The organism is Citrobacter sp. Cpo015 (assembly GCF_030333035.1).
Lineage (GTDB): Bacteria > Pseudomonadota > Gammaproteobacteria > Enterobacterales > Enterobacteriaceae > Citrobacter > Citrobacter portucalensis.
Genome location: NZ_JAOWGS010000036.1, coordinates 1 through 18,305, shown reverse-complemented (window position 1 = coordinate 18,305; position 18,305 = coordinate 1). Strand labels below are relative to the sequence as shown.

14 protein-coding genes and 1 pseudogene are annotated in these 18,305 nt (G+C 54.1%); 8 read left to right on the top strand and 7 right to left on the bottom strand.

The window, feature by feature from the left end; translation table 11 throughout:
- Positions 1-13: 13 nt before the first annotated feature.
- Together sorE and OGY67_RS15200 are read left to right on the top strand one after the other, a co-directional pair.
- A complete protein-coding gene (gene sorE, locus OGY67_RS15205; protein WP_286574117.1) occupies positions 14-1,237 on the top strand; it encodes an L-sorbose 1-phosphate reductase in 1,224 nt (407 codons plus the stop codon).
- A gap of 1 nt (position 1,238) precedes the next feature.
- A complete protein-coding gene (locus tag OGY67_RS15200; RefSeq protein ID WP_128612474.1) occupies positions 1,239-2,051 on the top strand; it encodes a shikimate 5-dehydrogenase in 813 nt (270 codons plus the stop codon).
- Positions 2,052-2,100: 49 nt separating this feature from the next.
- Here OGY67_RS15200 and OGY67_RS15195 read toward each other — a convergent pair whose 3' ends face one another.
- A complete protein-coding gene (locus tag OGY67_RS15195; protein ID WP_234691920.1) occupies positions 2,101-2,262 on the bottom strand; it encodes a hypothetical protein in 162 nt (53 codons plus the stop codon).
- Positions 2,263-2,536: 274 nt separating this feature from the next.
- On the opposite strand from OGY67_RS15195, the pseudogene OGY67_RS15190 reads away from it, so the two are divergent.
- The 4 genes and pseudogenes from OGY67_RS15190 (at position 2,537) to pepE (ending at position 4,739) form a co-directional block, all read left to right on the top strand.
- A pseudogene (locus OGY67_RS15190) lies at positions 2,537-3,087 on the top strand (AAA family ATPase).
- Between the two features lie 263 nt (positions 3,088-3,350).
- Positions 3,351-3,668 (top strand): type II toxin-antitoxin system RelE/ParE family toxin, encoded by a 318-nt coding sequence (locus tag OGY67_RS15185; protein ID WP_032942059.1) that lies wholly within the window; start codon positions 3,351-3,353, stop codon positions 3,666-3,668.
- Positions 3,661-3,939 (top strand): addiction module antidote protein, encoded by a 279-nt coding sequence (locus OGY67_RS15180; protein ID WP_032942057.1) that lies wholly within the window; start codon positions 3,661-3,663, stop codon positions 3,937-3,939. Before OGY67_RS15185 ends, OGY67_RS15180 begins: the two co-directional genes overlap by 8 nt.
- Before the next feature lie 110 nt (positions 3,940-4,049).
- On the top strand, positions 4,050-4,739 hold the full coding sequence (gene pepE / locus OGY67_RS15175; RefSeq protein ID WP_286574145.1) for a dipeptidase PepE: 690 nt from the start codon (positions 4,050-4,052) through the stop codon (positions 4,737-4,739).
- Between the two features lie 166 nt (positions 4,740-4,905).
- On the opposite strand, the gene OGY67_RS15170 is transcribed toward pepE, so the two are convergent.
- Both OGY67_RS15170 and metH read right to left on the bottom strand, forming a co-directional pair.
- Positions 4,906-6,537 (bottom strand): Na/Pi cotransporter family protein, encoded by a 1,632-nt coding sequence (locus OGY67_RS15170; RefSeq protein WP_048213962.1) that lies wholly within the window; start codon positions 6,535-6,537, stop codon positions 4,906-4,908.
- 220 nt (positions 6,538-6,757) lie between these two features.
- On the bottom strand, positions 6,758-10,441 hold the full coding sequence (gene metH, locus OGY67_RS15165; protein ID WP_234691919.1) for a methionine synthase: 3,684 nt from the start codon (positions 10,439-10,441) through the stop codon (positions 6,758-6,760).
- A gap of 195 nt (positions 10,442-10,636) precedes the next feature.
- On the opposite strand from metH, the gene iclR reads away from it, so the two are divergent.
- On the top strand, positions 10,637-11,461 hold the full coding sequence (gene iclR / locus OGY67_RS15160) for a glyoxylate bypass operon transcriptional repressor IclR (protein WP_003826510.1): 825 nt from the start codon (positions 10,637-10,639) through the stop codon (positions 11,459-11,461).
- 86 nt (positions 11,462-11,547) lie between these two features.
- Here the strand turns inward: iclR and aceK are convergent, their stop codons facing one another.
- From aceK to metA, 4 genes are all read right to left on the bottom strand, one after another.
- Positions 11,548-13,329: a bifunctional isocitrate dehydrogenase kinase/phosphatase gene (aceK, locus tag OGY67_RS15155; RefSeq protein WP_008786886.1), complete on the bottom strand. Its 1,782-nt coding sequence runs from the start codon at positions 13,327-13,329 to the stop codon at positions 11,548-11,550.
- A gap of 102 nt (positions 13,330-13,431) precedes the next feature.
- On the bottom strand, positions 13,432-14,736 hold the full coding sequence (gene aceA, locus OGY67_RS15150) for an isocitrate lyase (RefSeq protein WP_003826506.1): 1,305 nt from the start codon (positions 14,734-14,736) through the stop codon (positions 13,432-13,434).
- A gap of 31 nt (positions 14,737-14,767) precedes the next feature.
- Positions 14,768-16,369, bottom strand: coding sequence for a malate synthase A (gene aceB, locus OGY67_RS15145; protein WP_032942053.1), 1,602 nt, complete (start codon positions 16,367-16,369; stop codon positions 14,768-14,770).
- Positions 16,370-16,637: 268 nt separating this feature from the next.
- Positions 16,638-17,567 carry a homoserine O-acetyltransferase MetA gene (gene metA, locus OGY67_RS15140; protein WP_234691918.1) on the bottom strand — a complete coding sequence of 310 codons (930 nt, stop codon included), beginning with the start codon at positions 17,565-17,567 and terminating at the stop codon, positions 16,638-16,640.
- 158 nt (positions 17,568-17,725) lie between these two features.
- On the opposite strand from metA, the gene OGY67_RS15135 reads away from it, so the two are divergent.
- On the top strand, positions 17,726-18,163 hold the full coding sequence (locus OGY67_RS15135) for an acetyltransferase (protein ID WP_003826501.1): 438 nt from the start codon (positions 17,726-17,728) through the stop codon (positions 18,161-18,163).
- Positions 18,164-18,305 lie beyond the last annotated feature (142 nt).

Below are 18,305 nucleotides of genomic sequence, written 5' to 3'. Positions count from 1 at the left end.
AGAGGTGGTAACAATGCAAACAACAACAGCTTTACGCCTTTATGGTAAACGCGATCTGCGCCTGGAAACCTTCGATCTTCCTGAAATGCAGGACAATGAAATTCTGGCCTCAGTCGTAACCGACAGCCTGTGCCTTTCTTCCTGGAAAGAGGCTAACCAGGGCGAGAACCACAAAAAGGTGCCGGACGATGTGGCTACAAACCCGATCATCATCGGCCACGAGTTTTGCGGCGATATTATTGCCGTAGGGAAAAAATGGCAGCATAAGTTTCAGCCCGGCCAGCGCTATGTCATTCAGGCTAACCTGCAACTGCCGGATCGCCCGGACTGCCCCGGCTACTCCTTCCCGTGGGTGGGCGGTGAAGCCACGCACGTCATCATTCCTGATGAAGTCATGGAGCAGGACTGCCTGTTAGCCTACGAAGGTGAAACCTATTTTGAAGGCTCGTTGGTTGAGCCGCTGTCCTGCGTGATTGGCGCATTCAACGCCAACTATCACCTACAGGAAGGCACTTATAACCACAATATGGGCATTCGTCCGCAGGGGCGTACACTGATACTCGGCGGCACCGGGCCGATGGGACTACTGGCGATCGACTACGCGCTGCATGGTCCGGTTAACCCGGCGCTGCTGGTGGTGACCGACACCAATAACGACAAGCTGAGCTACGCCCGCAAGCACTATCCATCAGAACCACAAACGTTGATCCATTATCTCCACGCCCAGGATGCAGGTGATGACACCTTGATGGCGCTGAGCGGCGGGCACGGGTTTGATGACATCTTTGTGTTTGTGCCCAACGAACAGTTGGTTACGCTGGCCTCTTCTTTGCTGGCTGCCGATGGTTGCATGAACTTCTTTGCCGGTCCGCAGGATAAGCAGTTTAGCGCGCCGATTAACTTCTACGACGTGCACTATGCCTTCACCCATTATGTTGGGACATCTGGCGGCAATACCGACGACATGCGCACGGCGGTAAAACTGATCGAAGAGAAGAAAGTTCAGGCGGCAAAAGTGGTGACGCACATTCTGGGATTGAATGCGGCAGGTGAAACAACGCTGGAACTGCCGCAGGTCGGTGGAGGTAAAAAACTGGTTTACACCGGAAAAGCATTGCCGTTAACTGCGCTCACCCAGATTGACGATCCGGCCTTGCGCGATATCCTGGAGCGTCATCAGGGGATCTGGTCGCAGGAAGCCGAACAGTACATATTGTCTCACGCCGAGGAAATTTAACATGATTAACCGCGACACCCAGTTGTGCATGTCGCTTGCCGGTCGCCCCGGCAACTTTGGCACACGCTTTCATAACTATCTGTATGAAAAATTAGGGTTAAATTTTATCTACAAAGCCTTTACTACGCAGGATATTGAGGCCGCAGTGAAAGGCGTTCGCGCACTCGGGATTCGCGGTTGTGCGGTCTCTATGCCGTTTAAAGAGAGTTGCATGCCGTTTCTGGATGCCATCGATCCTTCCGCAAAAGTCATTGATTCCGTCAACACCATCGTCAATGACAACGGTACGCTGACAGGATTTAACACCGACTACATTGCGGTAAAAAGCCTGATTGCCAGCCACCAGCTTGATAACCACGCGCGCGTCATGATCCGCGGCAGCGGTGGAATGGGTAAAGCGGTTATCGCCGCATTTCGCGATGCCGGTTTTCACGATGTGATCGTCGCTGCCCGTAACCGGGAGAGCGGCCCGGCGCTGGCAAAACAGTACGGTTTCCAGTGGCAACCGCAGCCGGAAGGGATTACCTGCGATATTCTGGTCAACGTGACGCCAGTCGGCATGGCTGGCGGTAAAGAGAGCGATGAACTGGCCTACAGCGAAGCAATGGTCGCTGCCGCCAGCGTGGTGTTTGACGTCGTCGCCCTGCCGCCGGAAACACCGGTAATCAAACTGGCACAGCAATTAGGTAAAAAGACCATCAGCGGTGCAGAGGTGATTGCCTTACAGGCCGTAGAGCAGTTCGTCATGTACACCGGCGTACGCCCGGATGACGCGCTAATCGCCGAAGCGGCAGAATTTGCGCGGGCGGGGTAACGAAGCAGGAACAGAGCGCCAGGGGTGGGCGCTCTGTCTATTTTAGGTACTATGCAACAGCGAACAGTTGCTGGTCAGCTTTCGCTTCTAACTGCACCAGTGCGGGAATCAACTGGCTGATGTTGACCAGACTGTGTCCTAACTGGCATATGCTCTCATACGCAAAATTTTCCTGACCTTCACCCGCCATGGTCAGCAGGCTTTCGCCCATAAAATTCAGCGTCTGGTACAACCCTGCCAGCGCCTCTTCACAGCCAAACGATAGCGCCAGATTTTCTTCAGTAGTGAGATGGCTACAATCAAGATGGCGGAACGCCTCGGCGAGTGAGAAATAAAGTAGATCGGCCTGTGAAATGAGAGAATAGCGGACATTAAAATGGGGATAAAACGTAGTTAGTCATGCCATCAGCAGGTAATATGACGATACGCAAAAGTACGCCATCAATTGCTAAATCATCGCGTCCAAGAAGGTTTGGGAGAGTTCAATGTCTTCAGCGTTTCAGCATCGATTCATTCTGACTGGTGGCCCAGGGTCAGGCAAAAGCACGATAATTGATACGATTATAAAACGAGGGTGTTGGTGTTCTAAAGAAGCTGGAAGAGGTGTGATCCAAGACCAGGTTAACATCGGCGGCGATGCATTACCGTGGGCCAACCAGACTGCATTTGCAGATCTGATGCTATCCTGGGAAATGCGTTCGTGGCATGAAGCGGAAGGGCATACACAACCCTGCTTCTTTGATCGTGGTGTTCCTGATGTGTAGGTTATTTACGTCTTTCTGAACTTACCATACCGAGGCATCTGGAAAACGCCATCGAGAAATTTCGCTATAACCGAATCGTATTTATTGCACCACCCTGGCGTGAAATATATGTACAGGACACAGAGCGCAAACAATCTTTCGATGTTGCCATCGCGACATATCACGCAATGGTAAAAACATACCGTATGTATGACTATCAGTTGATTGAATTACCATGTGTTTCTGTAGAAGAGCGAGTGGATTTTATTCTTTCCAGGATAAAACCCTGCTAAGACGGCAACTACGTGTAGTGGTGAATCACCATGCATGAATCTGTCATATTCTAGTGGACATATAGCTTCCGCTCCTGGCACAAAGCCCTCCCAATCCCCTATCATCGATTCTCGTATCAACCGCAGCATCCTGAAAAACTACGTATTATTGCGAGACACTTTCCTGTTTCCTCCAGCAAGCATTTCCCCTTACTCCCCATTTTTTTACTCTCTAGTCTCAACTTGTCAATTCATAATGTAGTTTATAAAATACATGGAACGTCATCATGGAAATTCTTCAGACAATGGTTTTCCGGCGTTGGGAGCAAAACCTACGGGACAGGAGAGCTAAAACGCTCATTGCCACACGCCTTTTTCGTCTGGCTAATGGTTTAGCTGGTGATGTTAAACCTGTTGGGGAAGGCGTCAGCGAAATGCGCATTTCTTACGGTCCTGGCTACAGGATTTACTTTAAACAGCAAGGTTGCCGCATCATCATTTTGTTATGTGGGGGCGATAAAAGCTCACAAGCCAACGATATTACTCTTGCAAAAATGCTCGCCCGTACACTGGATTCACAGGAGATCTTCTGCCATGAATAAACTTACTCACTACGATCCCGCGACTGCGCTGGTTGATGATGAAGAAATTGCCGTGTTTATGGCCGATGCCCTCGAAACAGGCGATGCAGCATACATTGCAAAAGCACTGGGCGTGGTAGCTCGCGCTAAGGGAATGGCGAACATTGCGGCAGAAACGGGATTATCCCGCGAGCAGCTTTATCGCTCTTTTAGTGAGAAAGGTAACCCGACGCTGAAAACCACCCTTGCAGTGATGAAGGTACTCGGCATTGAATTGACACTTAAAAAATAGCCTCAGCTTCTATCTCCCCCTTCCAACATCGTGAGCCATATCAGTAAGGCGTTAGCCTGATAGTGGTAGCATTAGCGCGGTTTGTAATTTTCTGATTACATGGAGAAATGATGGAACTGCTTTTATTGAGTAACTCGACGCTGCTGGGCAAAGGCTGGATGGAACATGCGCTGCCGCTGATTGCTGAACAACTGAATGGTCGCCGTACGGCGGTGTTTATTCCGTTCGCTGGCGTGACGCAAACCTGGGATGAGTACACGGCGAAAACGGCAGCCATCTTTGCGCCAATGGGCGTCAACGTTACGGGTATTCATACCGTTGCCGATCCGATTGCCGCTATTGAAAACGCAGAGCTGGTGATTGTCGGCGGGGGTAATACCTTCCAGTTACTGAAAGAAAGCCGCGAGCGCGGTCTGTTGGCCCCGATTGTGGATGTCGTCAAACGCGGTGCGCTGTACATCGGCTGGAGCGCAGGTTCCAACCTTGCCTGCCAGACCATCCGCACTACCAACGACATGCCGATTGTCGATCCAAAAGGTTTTGATGCGCTGGGTCTGTTCCCGCTGCAGATTAACCCACACTTCACCAACGCGCTGCCGGAAGGCCATAAAGGCGAAACGCGTGAACAGCGTATCCGCGAGCTGCTGGTTGTGGCACCGGAGCTGACGGTGATTGGCCTGCCGGAAGGGAACTGGATTAAGGTAAGTAACGGTCAATCCGTGCTCGGCGGCCCGAACACCACGTATATCTTTAAAGCGGGTGAAGAAGCGGTTGCTGTTGAAGCGGGCCACTGCTTTTAGTTGATTTGTTGCCTGATGCCGGATGGCGCCTTCACCTTATCCGGGCTACAACTGTAGGACTGATAAGCGCAGCGCCATCAGGCAGTTCAGCGCACATTGCCGGATGCGGCTTCGCCTTATCCGGCCTACCGGACTGCGCCATCGGGCAATATTTCACCTGTCCTCATTAGTAATCATCCCGCTCATCGTCTTCATCCGGCTGTTCCAGCACGCTGTAAGCCACGGAACAAAACAGCGAGTTCAGACGCTGCATATCGCCCAACAGCGCCAGGTGCAAGGAGCTGGTCTCGATGCTCTGCACGTTCTGCTGATGCAGACGGTCAACGTGCGCATGCGAATAACGACGATTGAGAATACGGAAGCGGTGCTTGCTGCGGCGCAGACGACGGGCACTGGTCACATCTCCTGAGAAGAACACCGACATCGCCAGCTGCAGATTGCTGAGCAACTGATCGTAGAGCGCATCCAGTTCTTTCAGCCCTTCGACAGAGAATGCCCGGCGAGCGGCCAGCGACTTATCGGCTATCTCGCTGCCCATACGTTCGACAATATCGGAAGCCTGCTCAAGGTTGAGCGACATTTCGATAATCTCCGCCCAACGGCGCGATTCCTCTTCCGCCAGCTCATCCTTTGGCATCCGCGCCAGATAGAGCTTAATTGCCGTGTACAGCACGTTAATATCATCCGCCATCCTGCGCAGCTCTTTCTCTTCACGCGGTTCGCCGTGCATTACTTTCTTCAGCCCGTCCATCATCTGCTCCATCGCGTCACCGATACGCAGGGCTTCACGGGCGGCATTGGCCAGAGCGAGCGTCGGCGTATCCAGCGCGCTGACGTCCAGATGCTTGGGTTTCAGATGTGCATCCAGCTCCGGCTCATCGCGGATGATGCGCTTACAAAAACGCGCCATCGGTTCGGCGAACGGCACCATCGCCACGCAGCGCACCAGGTTGTAGAAGACGTGGAAGTAGATAACCAGTTCAGATTTCGGCAGCGGCAGTTCATCCATCAGATTGGCCAGCGGATGAACAAACGGCAGGATAATCAGGCTCCCCACCAGCTTAAATAGCAGGCTACCGAGCGCCACACGGCGTGCTGCGGCGTTAGCGGCGCTGTTATTCAACATCGCCAGCAGACCGGACCCGAGGTTAGCACCAATCACCAGACACAACGCCACCGGGAACGAGATAATACCTGCCGCGGTCAGCGTGGCCGTCAGCAGCACCGCCGCCAGGCTGGAGTAACTGATAATCGCAAACATGGCGCCAATCAGCGCATCGAGCATAATATCGCCGGTGAGCGAGGCAAAAATAACCTGTACACCATTAGCCTGGGTGATCGGCGTTACCGCCTGCACAATCAGCTCCAGCGCCAGCAAAATCAACCCCAGCCCAATACCGACCCGCCCCAGTTGCCCCACGCGGGACTGCTTACGGCCGAGAAAGAAGATCACGCCGATAAAAATCAGCAGTGGTGACAGCCAGGAGAGATCGAAGGTCAGGATACGCGCCATCAGCGCGGTCCCCACGTCGGCGCCGAGCACTATGACCAGCGCAGGGGTAAGCGCCACGAGATCTTGTGCAACAAACGAGGTCACCAGCATGGTGGTGGCGTTGCTGCTTTGCACCAGCGCCGTTACGCCGATACCCGCACAAAAGGCGAGCGGCTTCTTTTCAACACTACGGCTGAGCACGGTACGCAAACGGGCGCCGAAGACGCGCATCACGCCGGTACGCACAATATGCGTACCCCAAACCAGCATAGATACAGCAGAAAGCAGGTGTAACAGAGTTAACACGGAATCAGGTTCTCCTTATTTTTATGGTTTTTTGAGGCTCATTTGCCTGATGGCGCTGCGCTTATCAGGCCTACAAATCATCCCTATGTAGGCCGGATAAGGCGTTTACGCCGCCATCCGGCAACGGCTCCCTTTCAGTATAAGGGTTTAAACGTAATAAAGAGACAGGGCACTCATTGAGCGCCCTGTTTGTTGTAAAGAAAGATGACAGTTTTGTGAATCAGTCGGCGTCATAGCCGAGGTTCGGCGCTAACCAGCGCTCCACTTCCGCCACGCTCATCCCTTTACGGAAGGCATAATCTTCAACCTGATCGCGCTGGATTTGCGCCACGGCGTAGTACTTGCTGTCCGGATGACTGAAATACCAGCCGGAAACCGACGCGCCTGGCCACATGGCGAAGGATTCGGTGAGCTTCATCCCGGTGTGCGCTTCCACATCCAGCAGTTCCCAGATGGTGGCTTTTTCGGTGTGTTCCGGGCACGCCGGATAGCCTGGTGCCGGGCGAATCCCCTGGTAGTTTTCGCGGATCAGCTCCTCGTTACTGAGGTTCTCATTCGCCGCATAGCCCCAGTAGACTTTACGCACGCGCTCATGCAGATATTCTGCGAACGCTTCCGCCAGACGGTCAGCGATCGCTTTCACCATGATCTTATTGTAGTCGTCATGCTGGGCTTCAAAGGCGTCCGCCAGCGCATCTTCCTCAAGACCACCAGTAACCGCGAAAGCACCGATGTAATCCGCTTTGCCGCTCAGTTTCGGCGCAACAAAGTCAGACAGGCAGTAGTTGGCGAAACCGACTTTTTCCGTCTGCTGGCGCAGATGATGGCTCACGTTGATGACGTGCGTACGCGTCTCGTCACGGTAAATCTCGATGTCGTCACCCACGCGGTTGGCCGGGAATAACCCCACCACGCCGCGCGGATTCAGGGTCTTCTCGGTGCTGAGTTTATCCAGCATGTCGTTAGCGTCTTTGAACAGGCGCTTCGCCTCTTCTCCTACTACCTCATCTTCGAGAATGCGCGGGTATTTCCCGGCCAGCGACCAGGTCATAAAGAACGGCGTCCAGTCGATGTAATTGCGCAGAGTTTCGATGCTGGCTTCCACTTCCTGCACGCCCAGACGGTGCGCCACCGGCGGGGTGTAGTTTTCCCAGTCGAAGGCCAGATCGTTGTCGCGGGCAGCCTGTAACGTTACTGGCGGGGTACGCGGTTTCTTACGCGCATGCTGGACACGCACGGTTTCGTACTCTTTACGCGTACGGGCGACAAAGTCATCGCGCTGGGTGTCAGAGAGCAGCGCAGCCACCACGCCAACGGTACGCGAGGCGTTCTGCACGTACACCGTCGGGCCGCTGTAGTTCTGCTCGATTTTCACCGCCGTGTGCGCTTTTGAGGTGGTCGCGCCGCCAATCAGCAGCGGAATAGTGAATCCCTGACGCTCCATCTCTTTCGCCACGTTGACCATTTCGTCCAGCGATGGGGTAATCAGCCCGGAAAGGCCAATCAGATCGGCATTCACTTCACGCGCCGTTCTGAGGATTTTCTCCGCGGGCACCATCACGCCAAGATCGACGATTTCGTAGTTGTTACATTGCAGCACCACGCCGACAATGTTTTTGCCGATATCGTGCACATCGCCCTTCACGGTCGCGATGACCATTTTGCCGTTGCTGGAGCCTTTCTCTTTGCTGGCCTCAATGTACGGTTCGAGGTACGCCACCGCCTGCTTCATCACGCGGGCGGATTTCACCACCTGCGGCAGGAACATTTTGCCCTCGCCGAACAGATCGCCAACGACGTTCATGCCGTCCATCAGCGGTCCTTCAATAACTTCGATCGGACGCGCAGCCTGCTGGCGCGCTTCCTCGGTATCCAGCTCAATAAACTCGGTAATGCCTTTCACCAGCGAGTATTCGAGGCGCTTTTTCACGTCCCAGGTGCGCCACTCCGCCATCTGGGCATTCGCCGTGTCGTCGGTTTTACTGCCGCGATATTTCTCTGCCAGCTCCAGCAGTCGTTCGGTGCCATCGTCACGACGGTTGAGGATCACATCTTCAACAGCATCGCGCAGCTCGGCGGGCAAGTCGTCGTAAATAGCCAGCTGTCCGGCGTTGACGATCCCCATGTCCATGCCGTTGCGAATGGCGTAGTAGAGGAATACCGCGTGAATGGCTTCACGTACCGGGTCGTTGCCACGGAACGAGAATGAAACGTTAGAAACGCCGCCGGAGATCAGCGCGTGCGGCAGTTCGCGTTTGATGTCTTCACACGCGCCGATAAAGTCCTGCGCGTAGTTGTTGTGCTCATCAATACCGGTCGCGACAGCAAAGATGTTCGGGTCGAAGATGATATCTTCCGGCGGGAAGCCCACCTCTTCGGTAAGAATTTTGTACGCCCGACGGCAGATTTCGATTTTACGTGCGCGGGTGTCGGCCTGCCCTTGCTCGTCAAAGGCCATCACCACCACCGCGGCACCGTAGCGACGCAGCAGCTTCGCGTGATGGATAAAGGTCTCAACCCCCTCTTTCATCGAGATGGAGTTAACGATGCCTTTACCCTGAATGCACTTCAGCCCTTTCTCGATAACGTCCCATTTCGAGGAGTCGATCATAATCGGCACGCGGGCGATATCCGGCTCACCGGCGATCAGGTTGAGAAAACGCACCATTGCCGCTTCGGCGTCGAGCATCCCCTCATCCATGTTGATATCGATGATCTGCGCGCCGCTTTCCACCTGCTGACGGGCGACGTCCAGCGCTTCGCTGTATTTCTCTTCTTTGATCAGGCGTTTAAACTTCGCCGAACCGGTGACGTTGGTACGCTCGCCAACGTTCACAAACAGGCTGTCGTCGCCGATGTTCAGCGGCTCAAGGCCGGAAAGGCGGCAGGCAACCGGGATTTCCGGCAAGCGGCGCGGCGGTAAGCCATCCACTGCGCGGCTCATGGCGGCGATATGTTCCGGCGTGGTGCCGCAGCAGCCGCCGACGATATTCAGGAAACCGGCCTCAGCCCACTCGCGAATCTGCGCCGCCATTGTGTCGGCGTCGAGATCGTATTCACCAAAGGCGTTCGGCAGACCGGCGTTCGGGTGCGCGGTGACGTAGCATTCAGCAATGCGCGACAGTTCCTGCACGTACTGACGCAATTCGTCCGGACCTAAGGCACAGTTCAGACCGAAGGTCAGCGCATCGGCGTGGCGCAGGGAGTTGTAGAATGCTTCGGTAGTCTGGCCGGAGAGCGTACGCCCGGAAGCATCGGTGATGGTGCCGGAGAGCATAATCGGCAGCTCAACGCCCAGCGCTTCAAATTCGGTTTTAACCGCGAAAATAGCGGCTTTGGCGTTCAGAGTATCGAAGACGGTTTCAATCAGGATCAGGTCACTGCCGCCTTCCACCAGCGCTTTGGTGGATTCACGGTAGGCGGCCACCAGCTGATCAAAGGTAATGTTGCGGTAAGCCGGGTCGTTAACATCAGGCGAGATAGACGCCGTACGGTTCGTTGGGCCGAGCACGCCCGCGACGTAGCGCGGTTTTTCCGGCGTGCGCGCCGTCCATTCGTCAGCCGCCGCACGCGCCAGTTTGGCTGCCGCAAAGTTGATTTCCGCCGACAGGGATTCCATCTGGTAATCCGCCATGGCGATAGTCGTCGAGTTAAAGGTGTTGGTTTCGATGATATCCGCGCCCGCCTCAAAGTAGGCGTTATGGATGGCGGCGATGACCTCCGGTTTGCTGAGCACCAACAAGTCGTTGTTACCTTTCAGATCGCACGGCCAGTCGGCAAAGCGTTCGCCGCGGAAATCCTCTTCGCTCAGACGATATCCCTGGATCATGGTGCCCATACCGCCGTCCAGCACCAGAATACGTTCATTTAACTGCTGACGTAATTGTTCTACTTTGCTGCTCACACTCGCTCCCGACAACGCTCAACCAGACCGAAAAAAACTCAACAGGTCATACTGGCACAAACCTGAGAGGCGGAAAAGAGAACAACGGCCAACATGAGACATGTTCAGCTTCACTCATCCGATCAGTACAGGAATTCTTGCATTATAATTGAATAAAACGAAAATGATTTCCACGATACAGAAAAGGAGTCTGCCATGGTAGCCACTGTCCCCGCGAAACGCGGTAGAAAACCCGCCGCCGCTACTGCGCCTGCAACCGGGCAGGTTCAGTCTCTGACCCGCGGTCTGAAGCTGCTGGAGTGGATTGCGGAATCCAACGGCAGCGTGGCGTTGACCGAGCTGGCGCAGCAGGCTGGCCTGCCAAACTCCACGACTCACCGTTTGCTGACCACCATGCAGCAGCAGGGTTTTGTCCGTCAGGTGGGTGAATTAGGCCACTGGGCCGTAGGTGCGCATGCGTTCATCGTCGGCAGCAGCTTTTTGCAAAGCCGTAATCTGCTGGCGATTGTCCATCCGATCCTGCGCAAGCTGATGGAAGATTCCGGTGAGACGGTAAACCTGGCCGTGCTGGATCAAAGCGATCATCAGGCCATTATTATCGACCAGGTGCAGTGCACCCAACTGATGCGCATGTCCGCGCCTATCGGCGGCAAGCTGCCGATGCACGCCTCCGGTGCGGGTAAGGCGTTTTTATCCCAACTGAGCGAAGAACAAGTGACTGGCCTGCTGCACCGTAAAGGCCTGCATGCTTATACACACGCCACGCTGGTGTCGCCAGTGCATCTGAAAGAGGATTTGGCCCAGACGCGCAAGCGCGGCTATTCCTTTGATGATGAGGAACATGCGCTGGGTCTGCGCTGCGTGGCGTCGTGCATTTATGACGAGCACCGCGAGCCGTTCGCTGCGATTTCCATTTCCGGACCCATTTCGCGTATTACCGACGATCGCGTGACCGAGTTTGGCGCCATGGCGATCAAAGCGGCGAAAGAAGTGACTCTGGCATACGGCGGATTTCGCTAGGATGGGGTTGCCGGGTGGCGGCTACGCCTTACCCGGCCTGCTATCTAAGGTTAGGGCAGATTTGTAGGCCTGATAAGCGTAGCGCATCAGGCACGGCGCACATTGCCGGATGGCGGCGCAAGTACCTTATCCGGCCTACGGTCGGTTTCATAACGCACGCTGAACCGCTGCCGACGTCGGTAGGCGTAAACATCTTCCACGTGACCGTTTTTGATGCGCGTCTGTAGGCCGCGCCAGTAGTCAGCGCTGAACAGGTCAGCGTGCATCTCTTCAAATAGCGGCCCTATACGCGGGTCGGCACATAGCCAGTGACGAAATTCTTCCGGGAAGACATCTCCCGGCGATACGCTGTACCACGGCTCAGCGCTCATCTCATCTTCCGGGTAGCGTGGCGGCGGGATATGGCGGAAATTCACCTCCGTCATGTAGCAGATTTCATCGTAATCGTAGAACACCACACGCCCGTGACGGGTCACGCCGAAGTTCTTAAACAGCATATCGCCGGGGAAAATATTGGCGGCGGCCAGCTGACGAATGGCGTTGCCGTACTCTTCAATGGCATCGCGCAGTTGCTGACCTTCGACCTGCTCCAGCCAGATATTCAGCGGCACCATCCGTCGTTCAATATACAGATGGCGAATGACGATCTGATCGCCGAGATCGGTAATTTTTTCCGGGGCTTCCTGCAATAACAGCGCCATCAACGCCGGATCGATTTGCCGTTTCTCCAGCACAAAATTCTCGAATTCCTGGGTGTCAGCCATCCGCCCAACACGATCGTGTTCTTTAACCAGTTGATAGCAGGCGCGGACGTGGGCGGCAGACATCTCTTTTTGCGGGGCAAATTTGTCTTTGATGATTTTAAACACCCGGTCAAAACCCGGCAGCGTAAACACCAACATCACCATGCCGCGGATCCCTGGCGCTTCAATAAATTGCTCATCGCAATGGGCAAGATAGAGCAGATATTCGCGGTAACTTTCGGTCTTCGCGTGTTTCTGACAGCCAATCGCCATGTACAGTTCGGCGGTGGTTTTACCGGGCAGGATCTCGCGCAGCCACTCCACCAGCGCCGCGGGCAAAGGGGCGTAAACCATAAAATAGGAGCGGGCGAAGCCAAACACAATGCTCGCCTCCGCCGTCGTGGTCAGACAGGTATCGACAAACAATTCGCCTTCATCAGTCCGGTGGATTGGCAGTAAAAACGGTAGCGTCCCCGAAGGAGTAATCAGCTTACCGACCAGCCAGGCGGCCTTGTTGCGATAAAACAGTTCGTTCGCCACCTGTAAATGGCAGCCCGACAAAACATCCGCTCCCAGGGTTTCGGTCAGGTGTTCGATGATGTAGTGGATATCACGATGTTTGTTCTGCCACGGCAGACGCAGGGGCAGATCGCTAAGGACGCGCGTCAGCAGCCACTCCCAGCCGGTATCCGGAAAAAAGTCTTTCGCCAGCGGACGTGGGATCGTGCGAAAACGGCGCTCTGGCTGAGAACTGAAAATAAACAGCCGCTCGGGAGTCAGCGAGCGGTGGTCAAATAACCGACAGTAAACGGAGTTAAAGAAACTCTCCGCAATCTCGAAGCGCGGGTAATCCGGCAGTAGCCGGGTGTAATGCTCTTTCACGCGAAGTAAAAAATCCGCGTCGGTACTTTTGCCGTCAGTAATGCAGCGCAACTGCTCCACCACCAGACCCACGTGATGATCGTAAAGGTGAATACGGCTTTTCATCGCCTGCTGAACCGCATGCCAGTCGGCATGTTCAAAACGCTGCTGCGCGCCGGAGGTAACTTCCAGAAAACGCCCGTACTGGGCGTCGAAACCTTGCAAAATAGTCTGAGCAATCAGTAATTCCAGGCCACGCGTCATCAATGTCTCCCATCCGGCACAACGTCATGCCGGATGGCGCGTTCGCTTATCCGGCCTACATCCCTTCGTAGGCCCGGTAAGCGCAGCGCCACCGGGCATTAATCAAAACTGCGATTCTTCGGTCGAGCCGGTCAGCGCGGTCACCGAGGAAGCTCCGCCCTGAATGATGGTGGTGACTTTGTCGAAGTAACCTGTGCCCACTTCCTGCTGATGGGAGACGAAGGTGTAACCGTCTTTAGCTGCCGCAAATTCTGGCTGCTGAACCTTCTCAACATAGTGGCGCATGCCTTCACCCTGCGCATAGGAGTGCGCGAGGTCGAACATGTTGAACCACATGCTGTGGATACCCGCCAGGGTAATGAACTGGTATTTGTAACCCATATCCGACAGCTGCTGCTGGAAGCTGGCGATAGTTTTGTCATCCAGGTTTTTCTGCCAGTTAAACGACGGCGAACAGTTGTAAGCCAGCAGTTTGCCAGGGTATTTCGCGTGGATCGCATCGGCAAAGCGCTTCGCCAGCTCAAGGTCCGGCGTGGAGGTTTCACACCACACCAGATCCGCATACGGTGCGTAGGCCAGACCACGGCTGATCGCCTGCTCAATACCCGCATGCGTACGGTAGAACCCTTCGCTGGTACGTTCGCCAGTGATGAACTCGCTGTCGTATGGGTCGCAATCAGACGTAATCAGATCGGCTGCGTCAGCATCGGTGCGTGCAATCACCAGCGTCGGCACACCCATGACGTCGGCTGCCAGACGGGCGGCCACCAGTTTCTGGATAGCTTCCTGCGTCGGAACCAGCACTTTGCCGCCCATGTGACCACATTTTTTCACCGATGCGAGCTGATCTTCGAAGTGAACGGCCGCTGCACCAGCCTCAATCATCGATTTCATCAGTTCAAACGCGTTCAGTACGCCGCCAAACCCTGCTTCCGCATCGGCAACGATCGGCAGGAAGTAATCGACATAGCGAGGATCGTTCGGCTCAATACCGGTTGACCATTGGATCTGATCGGCGCGACGGAATGTGTTGTTGATCCGATCAACCACCGCCGGGACGGAGTTCGCCGGATACAGCGATTGGTCCGGGTACATGCTGGATGCCAGGTTGGCATCTGCCGCCACCTGCCAGCCTGAAAGGTAGACCGCTTCAATACCGGCTTTCGCCTGCTGCAGCGCCTGACCGCCGGTCAGCGCGCCGAGGCTGTTGATATAACCTTTCTTCGATTCGCCGTGCAGCAGACGCCACATTTTCGCCGCGCCAAGCTGCGCCAGCGTGCATTCCGGGTTGACCGAGCCACGTAATTTCACCACTTCCTCCGCGCTATATGGACGGGTGATGCCTTCCCAGCGCGGTTGAGTCCATTCTTTCTGTAATTCTTCGATTTGTTGAGTACGGGTTTTCATGTGCAGATGCTCCATATTGTTATGTGGTGGATTACGCCAGCAGGCGGTAGCCTGGCAGGGTCAAGAAATCGATCAGTTCATCAGAGGTAGTGATTTGCTCCATCAGGCGCGCGGCATCGTCAAAACGCCCGCTGCTGTAGCGGTGTTCGCCCAGCTCGTCCTGAATCACCAGCATCTCTTCGGCCAGCATCTGACGGAACAGCGGTTTGGTAACCGGCTTGCCGTTGCTGAGCGTCTTCTCGTGGTGGATCCACTGCCAGATGGAGGTACGGGAGATTTCGGCGGTGGCCGCGTCTTCCATCAGACCGTAAATCGGTACGCAGCCGTTACCGGAGATCCACGCTTCGATGTACTGCACCGCGACACGGATATTGGCGCGCATGCCTTCTTCGGTACGCTCACCTTCACAAGGTGCCAGCAGTTGCTCTGCGGTAATCGGGGCATCTTCTTCACGGGTCACGAACAGCTGATTTTTGTTTTCACCGAGTACGTCGTTGAACACCGCCATGGCGGTATCTGCCAGTCCCGGATGGGCAATCCATGTGCCGTCATGACCGTTATTTGCTTCCAGTGCTTTGTCCGCTTTTACCTTGGTCAGAACCTGGTTGTTACGTTCCGCATCTTTGCTGGGAATGAACGCTGCCATGCCGCCCATCGCGAATGCGCCACGTTTATGACAGGTTTTAATCAGCAGACGCGAATAGGCGCTGAGGAATGGTTTATCCATCGTCACCACCTGACGGTCCGGCAGCACGCGATCCGGGTGGTTCTTCAGCGTTTTGATATAGCTAAAAATGTAGTCCCAACGACCGCAGTTCAGACCCACAATGTGGTCACGCAGGGCGTGCAGAATTTCGTCCATCTGGAAGACGGCAGGCAGCGTTTCAATCAGCAGGGTCGCTTTAATGGTGCCGCGCGGCAGGTTAAAGCGGTCCTCTGCATAGCTGAACACTTCGCTCCACCATGCCGCTTCTTGCCAGGCCTGCGTTTTTGGCAGATAGAAATAAGGGCCGCTGCCTTTCGCCAGCAACGTTTTGTAGTTGTGGAAGAAATAGAGGGCAAAGTCGAACAGGCTGCCCGGGATAGATTCGCCACGCCAGGTGACGTGTTTTTCCGGCAGATGCAGACCACGAACGCGACATACCAACAGAGCCGGATTAGGCTTGAGCTGATAAATTTTACCCGCTTCGTTGGTGTAGCTAATGGTGCCATTGACCGCATCGCGCAGGTTGATCTGCCCGTCGATAACTTTGCTCCACTCAGGAGCCAGTGAATCTTCGAAGTCAGCCATAAAGACTTTGACGTTCGCGTTCAGCGCGTTGATGACCATCTTGCGCTCAACGGGTCCGGTGATCTCTACGCGGCGATCCAGTAAATCATCAGGAATTCCGCGAATTTTCCAGTTACCTTCACGAATGGAAGCTGTTTCCGAAATAAAATCAGGCAACTTACCGTCATCAATATCCTGCTGCTGCTGGATACGTGCAGCCAGAAGTTTATTCCGCTTTGGCGTAAATCTTGTCACCAGTTCAGTCAGAAACTCCACTGCTTCAGCGGTCAGAATTTGCTGTTCCTGTTCGCCACGCGGCCTGGTGAAGACCAGTTCATCGGTTGTCGTTGCCTGTTGATTCATTGCGTAGTTCCTCGTCATTGATCCAAACACATCCCCAATGCGAACGAAGGATCGTTGTGCGCTTTTCGTTCAGCACAACTAAGACTACTCATTTAAATTTCAAAATCAAAAACAATTTCCATTTTTAATTTAATTATCAATTAACCTATTGATAACAATATAAATAAAATTTAATTACACGATGAGGTGCGTTTCGGAAATAAAAAAGGCACCCGAAGGTGCCTGATTCAATATGCTGAAACGCTTAAGGATCGTCTGCTACAGAAGATTAATCCAGCGTTGGATTCATGTGACGCAGATCATATGGCGTGATCTGGTAGACGTAATAGTTGAGCCAGTTGGTAAACAACAAATTACCGTGGCTACGCCAGGTTGCCCGCGGTTTGTTTTGCGGGTCATCTTTCGGGAAATAGTTATAGGGTACTTCCGGCGATAAGCCCGCTTCGACGTCACGAAAATATTCGCTGCCGAGTGTATGGTCGTCATACTCAGGATGACCCGTCACGAAGGCGATACGTTTATCTTTGCTGGCAAACAGGTAAGCATCTCCCTCTTCGGTTTCAGCAAAAATCTCGAGATCGGTGTAGTCGCGGATAAGCGCTGCAGGGAAATCAGCATAGCGCGAATGCGGGGCCAGGAACGCATCATCGAATCCACGCGTCAGTAGCGCATGAGGGTGCAGAATATGGTGCTCATAGACGCCTGAGAGTTTATCCATGCGGGTTTGCTTAGGAATTCCGTACAGGATATTCAACGCGGCCTGCACCGCCCAACAGACAAATAACGTCGAGGTAACGTGATCTTTGGCCCATTCAAGCACTTGCTTAATCTGCGGCCAGTAAGCCACATCATTAAATTCAACCAGGCCCAACGGTGCGCCGGTCACGATCAATCCGTCAAAGTTCTGATCGCAGATATCCTCGAAATTACAGTAGAAGTTATTCAGATGCTCCGTTGGGGTGTTGCGTGACTCGCGGGCATCGATGCGCAATAGCTGAACATCTACCTGCAGCGGTGAGTTAGACAGTAAGCGCAGGAACTGGTTTTCCGTTTCAATCTTCTTGGGCATCAGGTTAAGGATGAGCACCTTCAGTGGACGAATTTCCTGACCGGAAGCGCGGGATGTCGTCATCACGAAGACGTTTTCCTCACGCAAAAAATTGACGGCGGGTAGCTCGTCCTGCACGCGAATTGGCATAACCTGATAACCTCACAACATACGTTTAAACGTTTAGACATCCAGATAGCTGAAGATACCCAGGAATCATGCGAATGTCGAGCCTGCATCCTCAAGTTGAGAAAGTTTCACGGCTCCTTGCTGTAGAATAGTGCAGTAAAGAAAAAAAGGAGAATGCTATGAACCTTACCATTCGTCGTTCGCGTCAGGACGAAGGAGATAAGTTAGTTTCTATTTGGTGTCGCTCAGTAGATGCCACGCACCATTTCCTCTCTGCGGATTATCGGATTGAGCTGGAGGAGCTGGTACGTTCATTTTTACCAGAAGCCCCTCTGTGGGTTGCAGTGACAGAACAGGATGAGCCCGTCGCTTTTATGCTCCTGACCGACCAGCATATTGATGCTTTGTTTGTCGATCCGGATGTGCGTGGTAGTGGTGTTGGTAAACTGCTGATTGAACATGCTTTATCAATGAGTTCAACGCTAACAACCAACGTTAACGAGCAGAATGAGCAGGCGGTTGGATTCTATAAGAAGATGGGATTTAGCGTGACGGGACGTACAGAGGTGGACGATCTCGGACGACCGTACCCGTTACTCAACCTCGTACGCGGGTAGCAGGACTAGCTTTTGTAGGCCGGATAAGGCGATACGCCGCATCCGGCAGTATGCAGACGTGTTGCCTGATGCGCTGCGCTTATCAGGCCTACAAAATACGTTCAGCCCGGCCCCTGCAGGCCGGATAAGGCGGCACGCCACA